Origin of the sequence: Sphingomonas sp. CCH15-F11, assembly GCF_001557005.1 — a bacterium.
Taxonomy (GTDB): Bacteria; Pseudomonadota; Alphaproteobacteria; order Sphingomonadales; family Sphingomonadaceae; genus Sphingomonas.
The window spans coordinates 1-2,568 of record NZ_LSKG01000163.1; the positions used below are offsets into that span (position 1 = coordinate 1).

At 65.1% G+C, this 2,568-nt stretch carries 2 protein-coding genes; both read right to left on the reverse strand.

Translation table 11 applies throughout. The features are described 5' to 3' along the window. A partial coding sequence (locus tag AX709_RS16405; RefSeq protein WP_156454306.1) for a strawberry notch-like NTP hydrolase domain-containing protein occupies window positions 1–2,182 on the reverse strand: 2,182 nt, incomplete at its 3' end. An 81-nt stretch (window positions 2,183–2,263) separates the two neighbouring features. Continuing rightward, window positions 2,264–2,568 (reverse strand): toprim domain-containing protein (locus AX709_RS16410; protein ID WP_197432046.1); only part of this gene is annotated, 305 nt, incomplete at its 5' end.

Consider the following 2,568-nt stretch of genomic DNA (forward strand, 5'->3'; position numbering starts at 1 on the left):
GCATTACCGCTTCCTCGCGATAAGCCATCTTATGGCGAGCTGCGCATAAGATCGCCCACGCGTCCGCATAGGTGTCGTAGATCTCGATCTGCGCGGCGGTCAGCTCATGGCGCAGAATGTCATATTCGACACCTGCGAAGCTCAGTGCGCGGGCCATGTAGAGGCCGGTGGCCTTGAGATCGCGCGCGACCAGCTCCATCGCGGCGATCCCGCCTTTGCTGATGCTGCTGATGAACTGCTCCCGGTCGGGGAAGGCGGTCCCTGGGCCCCAGAGCCCCAGTCGGACCGCATAAGCGAGGTTGTTGACGACAGAGGCGCCGGTGGCTGAAGCATAGAGGACGCGGGCCGCGGGCAATTGGTTCTGGAGGAGCACGCCGCAGATTCCCTGCTGGGATCCATCCTTGGTGCCGAGAGCGCCCTCCCCACCCGCAACGCCGCCCATCTCGTGGGCCTCGTCGAAGGCGATGACACCGTCAAAATCGGCCCCGGCCCAGTCAACCAGCTGCTTCAGGCGACCGTAGTCACCACGCATCGAACGCAGCGTCGGATAGCTGACGAACAGCACGCCCTGGTCGAGGCTGATCGGCTCATCGATCTTCCAGTTGGAGATGGGCTGAATGTCGCCGTTAAGGCCGCCAAGGGCCGTCCAGTCGCGTCGCGCGTCTTCGAGGAGCGGCGCATTCTTCGAGACCCAGATGTTGCGGCGGCGGCCCTGGAGCCAGTTGTCGAGGATGCAGGCCGCGATTTGACGACCCTTCCCCGCCCCCGTGCCGTCGCCCAGGAAGAAGCCCTTACGATAGGAATGGCCGTCTTCGTCCAGCACGAGGCCGACACCCTCCTTGTCGGGTCTGAAAGTGCCTGGGATCCACTGGGTCCAGGCATGCCCCGCGTAGACGACCGTCTCGAGTTGGGAGGCGGAGAGCAGCCGCTCGGCGACGGTGCGCTCGGGCAGCGCCGGCACATACTCTGGGACCGGCGCCGGGATCGAGCCCATGGCGACAGATTCGACGAGCGGCGTTGGATGCTCGCCAGCGCTCGCGAAGCTGATACGGCTCGGTCGATATGGAAGATAGACGCCGCTCTGCTCGAGCAGCGGCGCCGGCGTCTCAAGTTTCGCATATTCGACGGGGAGCACGTGGTTGCGTGCCGGGGCATGGTGGGCGCGGGGCGCCGGACGGCTGCTTTTGACGGCCCGGAAGAGCGAAACTCCACCTGAGCGCTTCGGCGCCGACGCTCCGCGATCGGGCTTCGCCGACGATCGTTCGGGGATGATCAGGATATCGAGCAGCTCGGCAACGGACGAACGCTGGATGAGCGCGGGGGGCGACCGGCCGGGGACCTTGTCGATGACAAACAACCGCACGGCGATCGAAGTCCCATGCTTCAGGTAGCACTTCTCGAGACGGACGGCCGCCAGGACGCTCACGTCGCGCAGGATCGTCTCATATTGCTCACGCATGCGTGCGCTCGGGCCAAACCAATCGGGCATGATGGCAACGAGCCGGCCGCCCGGTTGAAGACGGCGCAGCGCCGCTTGCAGATGACGGACTGCGGCATAGTCGTCGGCGCCGCGGCCGACCGACCTCGAAAAGGGCGGGTTCATCAGGATGAGGGTTGGTCGATCGACGCTTGCGAGGGTGGAATTGATGGTCGCACCATCGTGCCCGGTGATCGATGCTGAGGGGAAAGCCGCCTTCAATCGGCCACGGCGGAGCGGATCGAGCTCGTTCAGATGGAGCGATTCGACGTGACGGAGCTGCGCGACCAATAGGCCGTTACCCGCGCTCGGCTCGAGCACGATGTCGTCGGGCTGGACGTTGGCGAGAAGCGTCATAACCGCAGCGATGTCGACAGGTGTCGAGAATTGCTGCCATTCGATCTGATCCTCGCTGCGAACCGTCTGAGTGGGCAGGCGATCGGACAAGTCGATCAGCGCGCGGACGTCGCCGAACGCCGCAATTTTTTGGGCGCTCGACTGAAGATGGATGGCAAGGGCATGCTCGAGGAGTTCAAAGCTGGCGCGTTGTGTCCAGCGACCGTCGGCATCAGAACCGCCGAAGGCCTTGGTCATCGCGTCGTTGAGGTGACGACGCTGAATGGCCTCGTCGGAGCGCAGACGGGGTAGAAGGAGGCGCACGGCCTCGCGCTCAGCCTGGGCGGCCGCTTCGAAGAGATCGGACATGGGTGTGGTCTCCAGAGTGGGCTGCACCCTCGGCAGCGACACCCTTTCGATCCCCCTCCCCTCTCCTCCGGCGCTTCGCGCCTAGACGCGGCTCTGCTGCGCTCGGGCATCGAGCGCCTTTGCCCAATCCTTGTAGATTGGCGGCGGGGGCGCGCGTTCGATGATGAGGCCCGACCGGGCGTAATGCGCTTGGGCACTTTCGGCTGCCCTGCGCCCTTCGGAATCGTTGTCCTCGGCGACCAGGAGCGTTGTGACCGTGGGCGGAATGACGAGCTGGTTGAGCCGACGTGCGCCGAGTGAAGCCCAGCACGGGAGGTTGCTCAGGCGCGCGAAAGCGTCGGCCGTCTCAAAGCCCTCGGCGATGGCAAGGGTGTTGCCCCCTGCCC